At 32.7% G+C, this 6,408-nt stretch carries 7 protein-coding genes; 2 read left to right on the forward strand and 5 right to left on the reverse strand.

Going from position 1 to position 6,408, the window contains the following annotated elements; translation table 11 throughout:
• The 5 genes from HOG71_14320 to HOG71_14340 all read right to left on the reverse strand — a co-directional run.
• Positions 1-410: hypothetical protein (locus HOG71_14320; protein MBT5992023.1), on the reverse strand; the 410-nt coding region annotated here is incomplete at its 3' end.
• Positions 411-923 (reverse strand): RDD family protein, encoded by a 513-nt coding sequence (locus HOG71_14325; protein ID MBT5992024.1) that lies wholly within the window; start codon positions 921-923, stop codon positions 411-413.
• 14 nt (positions 924-937) lie between these two features.
• Positions 938-1,957, reverse strand: coding sequence for a hypothetical protein (locus tag HOG71_14330; protein ID MBT5992025.1), 1,020 nt, complete (start codon positions 1,955-1,957; stop codon positions 938-940).
• Between the two features lie 78 nt (positions 1,958-2,035).
• Positions 2,036-2,905, reverse strand: coding sequence for a DUF4349 domain-containing protein (locus HOG71_14335; protein MBT5992026.1), 870 nt, complete (start codon positions 2,903-2,905; stop codon positions 2,036-2,038).
• A gap of 92 nt (positions 2,906-2,997) precedes the next feature.
• Complete coding sequence (locus HOG71_14340; GenBank protein MBT5992027.1) at positions 2,998-4,305, reverse strand: cyclic nucleotide-binding domain-containing protein; 1,308 nt, start codon at positions 4,303-4,305, stop codon at positions 2,998-3,000.
• A 180-nt stretch (positions 4,306-4,485) separates the two neighbouring features.
• Here HOG71_14340 and HOG71_14345 point away from each other — a divergent pair, with 180 nt between their 5' ends.
• Both HOG71_14345 and HOG71_14350 read left to right on the forward strand, forming a co-directional pair.
• Positions 4,486-5,028, forward strand: coding sequence for a transposase (locus tag HOG71_14345; GenBank protein MBT5992028.1), 543 nt, complete (start codon positions 4,486-4,488; stop codon positions 5,026-5,028).
• Positions 5,025-5,990, forward strand: a complete 966-nt coding sequence (locus tag HOG71_14350; protein MBT5992029.1) for a hypothetical protein — start codon at positions 5,025-5,027, stop codon at positions 5,988-5,990. Before HOG71_14345 ends, HOG71_14350 begins: the two co-directional genes overlap by 4 nt.
• The last annotated feature ends 418 nt before the right edge of the window (positions 5,991-6,408 follow it).

The raw sequence follows: 6,408 nt of genomic DNA on the forward strand, positions 1-6,408 counted from the left end.
CTATAACTAATTAAAAGGCCATATTCTTTATTGAAATAATAGCTAGTTTCTTCATCAATAGCATCCGTATCATAGAGATACTTATTTATTAAAAATCCAAAACCTTCTATATCAAATGTTTTCTGATTAATCAGAGGACAATCATGACCATAAATTGTAAGAATTGAATCCGTGGAATCAACTATTGAAAAACTGATGTCCATGTTTTCCTCATTAGAAGATGAATAACTGTATTTCAAGGTATCTTCATTCTTGGAAATACATAGTTTTACAGTATCCACATTATATATTTCATGCCTGACATATCTGGAGAAATATCCTGTTAAACATTCAGTAGAATACTGGCATGATGAGAGAAATAATGTCAAAAAACTAATTGTTGTCCAAATTAAATAGTTTTGCGTTTTCATTTAAGGTTTCAAATTTTCTTCATCTTGTAATAATTCTTCGATTTCTTCAATCTCCTCTATGGACAAAACATAGGTTTTAGTACAGGTGTCGTGCCAGCCCCTATCTCTGACTAAAAAAGTAATCCCATCATAAGAAAGAGCACGAATAAGGGTTCTTAAAACAATTTGTTTTAAAGATGGCCTTTTTCCATAAACATCAACAACTTTGGTTTTTGTGATTTTCTTCCCTAGTGTTTGCTGGAAATAATACTCTGTCAGGATAAAATATAGAGGATAAATCAGGATTATAATGCCCATGTATGATTTTGTTGAAGGATTGAAATACAATAAGCATGAGAAAACACTGAGCAAGCCATAGTCAATAAGCAAATTCAAAATTCTTTTTCCTGCAGATGCTGAGTCCACTTCTCTTTTGCAGCGAATATCTTTTTTGACCATTTGGATTCGACCAAATTGATCTCTTTCTTCCCTGGTGAGATTTCTGTACTCGTATATTTCTGTAATTTTCTGCATTACACTTCTTTGGATTAATCCATCTCATCTACATCCATAATCACTCGGTAATAAGTATACTGTTTGGTTTGTAATGCAGGATAATCTTCATATGCCTGAAACAAAAACACTTTAAACTCATTGGCTAAATCGGGATACTTATTCATAAAATAACGGAACAAAAGTTTACTTTCTTCTTCTGTATTTATTTCACCCAACTCCCTTTTTGATAGATACATAATATTGGGTGTGATATCACTTTCTGTTTCTATAAAATCGATGTTGATCACATCATAAACAGAATCCTGAACAGTCCATTCTCTGAATTCAGAAATTAAAGTTGAATCTTTTTGCAGCTTCTGAACTGTGGTAATAATATCGATCAATTGCTTGGTGGATGTTCCTCTGCACAGATATGAAAGTTTGTAAGCCATGTTTAATGCAATAAAACGAGAAATATCAGTATCCTTACTTGCCCACTTATTAGCCAAATCAAGATAATAAGTGGCATCTTTTCCGTTTAATGCACAAGCATTTATTTCAAAGCTAGTCAGCAAATATTTCCCTTTTAATAAGCCAAACTTCAGTGTTATTGCTCGTGCAATTTGATCTGATATTGTTTTGTAAATGGATATGGCTTGCTTGTCCATTCCTTCCAATGTATAAAATTGCAAATAAGTAGGGTCACTTTGATCGAGACTTCCTCCTGTTGAAAACATGCTGGTTGTTGGCGTTGTTGTAAAATCCACTTTTTTAGCATCAATAAAAATAATACTGTCCATAGTTGGAAGCATATTCGAAAGAATTTTGCCTATTTCCTTAAAAGAAACGAGTGGAGTGGCTTCTTTAAATTCAGGGTGACAACTTGCCCAGAAACCTTCTATATCCTTATCAACCAATTTCTTCAGACATTCTTCCGATGCGTTGGTAATCAGGTTTTGATCGATTTCTGTCATTTGATCAAAATCATAGGCAATTCGCATGGTTAAATCCTCCTGAGATAAAGCCATAAACGGAATAGCCAACAACAACATAATTATGGATTGTCGAATCATATTTTCAAGTTTATTATCTAGTTAAAGGTTAAAACCCTGCAATTTTATTGTAACTAATTAGTTTCTATTAGCTAAGGTCTATTCCTTGCTTTTCACAATTTTCTGTAGCAGTTTGCTTTTATCAACAATCAATAGCATTAAATAAGCAAATAATGATAGAAAAAACAGTGTTAGCATGGCTTTCAAATAGATTTTAATCGTCCATTCAAGAGCTACTTTTACCCGATGGATCAGACTTATCTTAACGACTTTTCCCTCGATTAATGAAAACTTAACGGTACAGAATTCATTTTCATCATCAAAATCACCCAGGTTTACGCCCAAGTCCTGAAGCTGCTGTTCAATTTCTAAAATCCTGTTTTCTAAATCCATATACTCCTCAATCTTCCCTCCTTTGGATTTCAGTTCATTTAGCGAGTTGAGTATTTTTTCAAGAGATGCCTTTCTTGCATTAAGCTCTTTGTATTCATTGGTCTTGTCCTTTTTTGTAATTTGTTTGGATTGCACCTTGCCTATTTCTATCAGGCTATTGTATAAAGAATCAAATCGAGTAGGTGGAACACCAATTAGTAAACTGAGTTTTCGGTAGCCTGCATTGCCGTTCTTCTGCTCAAACTGAATGAGTGCATTATTGTCTTCAATTTGTGTTCTTAACAATTGCTCTTCTTCCTCGAATTTTGTTGATTTTGTATTTACTTCAGCAACCTTTTCATATTTCTGGTCAACCATAACCGCTGACTGACCAGCATTATTTGGTGAATTTTTATATTCCTTTGACGCATAATTTCTTTTTACATCGTTTATGCTTTCAAAAAATTGAATCTGATTGGGGCTGTCGTCAATAACCAATGTATATCCATAAATTAATCGAAATACAAATAATACTGCAAATCCGCAAAAAAGGATAATGATAGGTTTACGAAGTCGGTGTTTTAGTGGTGTTTTCATGAGTTTATTATTTAATTTAAGATCATCATGAACTAAATTTCACTTTTGAATATCGAAAAGAGTAGGTATTCATTGAGCAACTATTTTCAAGCTTATGCCCCTCTCTCCTTCGCCTTATTTTCTATTCCTTTGGCAACTTTAGGATATTTTTGCATCACCATTTCAAATTCGTTTTTATCAAGGCTATAGAGGTCGCTATAGGTTATTGCTTTGATGGTTGCATTTCGAGGTTGTTCTTTAAACAAAGCTACTTCCCCAAAGAAATCTCCACTATTTAACGTAGCAATTAATTCTTTTTCGTCTTTGGTCAGGATTTCAAGTTCTCCATTGACAATGAAAAACATATGATGGCCTTCGTCTCCAGCTTTGAAAATATAATCTCCGGGAACAAAAATCTCGGGTTTTAGTTGCATAGCCACTTCACGGGCAAACTTGGCATCCACATCTTTAAAAATCGGAATAGCACTAACAATATCCTTCTTCAAATGAAGGGCTACTTCTTCCTGGAGATTCACCGGTAAGCCATGCAGAAAGCTCTCTTCGTCATAACCTTCACGCTTTTCATACATGTATTTGTAGTAATTGCGGATTTTCAATTGCAAATCATCCGGTATGGGTCGATAATTAATCAGTCCTGTTAAGTTTTCAATATTCTCATGATACTTTGATTTGGCTGGATCTTTTTTGCCTAATATGCCTGCAATATTTCCAACCAACAAGCCAAAACCTGTTACACCAGTTAACTCAACCAAAATAACAAACAATATTCTGTAATTGCTGTAAGGTACAATTCCCATGGGAGTTATATCTCCATAACCAACTGTTGTCAGCGTTGTAACTGTCCAATACAGTGATTTAATATAATTTGTAATCATATCAACACTGACATCAATTCCAATCATACTAATCCAGCCACAACTCAGCCAGTGAATGACATGACCAATCCAGAAAAACAAATAAATCAAAGACAAAATACCCGAATACCTGATTTCCTTTTGCCTGAGCAAATACATGAAATGGGCAACCTTGAGCAGCTTCACCAATCTAAATAATTGGACATAAGGAATCCCGATTAAGGACAAGGGAAGTGCTGCAATAATGTCAATGGCTAAATATCGTCTTAAATATCTGCCAACAGATAAATCCTCTCCATATGGATTCAATTCATCATCCCTTTGAGCCTCCATAATACTTACGAATATATCAAGGGCAAATATGACTGTGAAAAATAAGTGGCTTATGGTGAATAACGGTCTGTTTTGAATATGGAATACATAATTGAAAGGGATGATTATTGCAAAATAACTGGCACCTAGCATGACCAATGCCTTCCAGATAACATAAAATCGGGAGTATTGCAATAGCTTAACTGATTCCCAAATAAACTTCTTTCTTGCCATATGAAGTAGATTAGTGATTGGTAAAACAAACTTACAAAATATCAGGCTGAAGTTTTTCTGTACTGAATTAAAGATTTTAACAATTTGCCAGTAATAAATTAGCAATTGTTCGAAGCTTGTAGCTGCGAATCCTTCAAAAGATAACATCTTGTTATCAGCCAAAAAATGTAAATTTGAAATATGACAGGAGGTTACAAAATTGATAATCAATCTGGAGTATATTTTTTGACATTCCAGATAATCAAATGGATTGATTTATTTACACGCTTGGATTATAGAGATATCATCATCGATAGTTTTCAGTTTTGTCAAAAGAATAAAGAACTAAATATTCATGCTTATGTCATCATGAGTAATCACATTCATGTAGTTCTTTCTGCAGAAAACAATAATCTTAGTGATACTATTAGGGATTTCAAAACATATACAAGCAAAACAATAATTAAAACTATAAAAAGTATTGAAGAAAGCAGAAGTGACTGGATGCTTAATTTATTTGAATTTGAAGCTAAAAAACAAAAAAGAAATGATGCATATCAGGTTTGGACGCATGACAACCATCCAGAAGAATTGATTTCAAATCATTTCATCGATCAAAAAATTGACTATATCCATCAAAATCCAGTTGTAGCAGGAATTGTTGATGAAGCTGAAGATTATATTTACAGCAGTGCTAGAAATTATGCAGGCGAAAAGGGTTTAATTGAAATTGACTTTTTATGAAATTATCAAAGCATCTGTACACGAATAACTGCAAGTTATTCTTTAAAAAGTTCGTAGCTACCACTTCGCTCAAGCTACGAACAACATTTAGTATTATAATCCTGCTAACATGCATCACTACTTCACCTGTTTTCTCACAAAATAAACTTATAAAGTATGAAGTTTATGATAAGAACAATACTCATTTTGAAACATTGCTTAAGTTAAAAAATGATTCAATAACAATTAATACTTTATATAATTTTGAAGAAGGATCAATAGTTCAAATTATACTCCGAGATTCATTGGTTAATGATTCTCTACATATTATTAAATATGAATATCGTTACCCAATAAATCCAACAAATCATTTCGATAGACAAAACCTAAAAGAGGTTCTTGAAAAAAATGATTATTTTGAAATGGTTTTCCCAATGAGAGGTTATCGGTTATTTTATCTTCATTATGATACTATTATTAGATGTGAAGTTTATACCAAAAAACTTGACATAATCAATATATTTAAATATTCAGACTATCTTTGTCAGGTGAACAATTATTTTGTAAAAGAAAGTGGAAAAATACAATTCTCACGTGATAGTATTGTAATCAAAAACGATGGTAAACTATTAATTGACTATTATTTTAGATGGGATAAAGTTTTTAAAGTTGCAGCCAATCAACCAAATACCAAATCTGAATTTATAATACACGATGATACTTCTAAATATGTTGACATACAGTATCATTACAATAATGAACCTTTTTATTACAGAATTCTAAATATTCGTGGAGGTGAAGGTCGACCAAGACATTATATAATGGAAATGGAATATATACTATTCTCAAAAGAATTCCAATACCGTTTTAATAATTCATACTCAACTGAATTGCAATATGATAAAGAAGGACAGATTAATGAAATAAAATATTTCAAGAATAATAATTTATACAAGTACATTCTAATAACACATATCAATTAGCCATAATAGTCAATGTCCCATCGTTATTCGTAGCTTGCAGCTACGAATCCTCAAAAAGATAACATGTTGTTATCAACCAAATACAATAAACAAAAATTTGGTTCGTAGCTACCACTACGTTCAAGCTACGAACAACGATGTGTGCTTTATGGTCACTGTTAACTGTGAGTCCTGTTATTCGTAGCTTGCAGCTACGAATCCTTCAAAAAGATAACATGTTGTTATCAACCAATTATAATAAACAAAACTTGGTTCGTAGCTACCACTACGTTCAAGCTACGAACAACAAAGGATCTGAAAACCGAGAATAAAACAGCAACTTATAAAGTAAAAGCAAATTCTGACTTGATCTTTGATGACAGATTCTTCGTACCAGAATGCCAGAAACCCAGGACACACAATACCCAATTATTGCCAA

The sequence above is a fragment of the Bacteroidota bacterium genome, from assembly GCA_018698135.1.
Taxonomy (GTDB): Bacteria; Bacteroidota; Bacteroidia; order CAILMK01; family JAAYUY01; genus JABINZ01.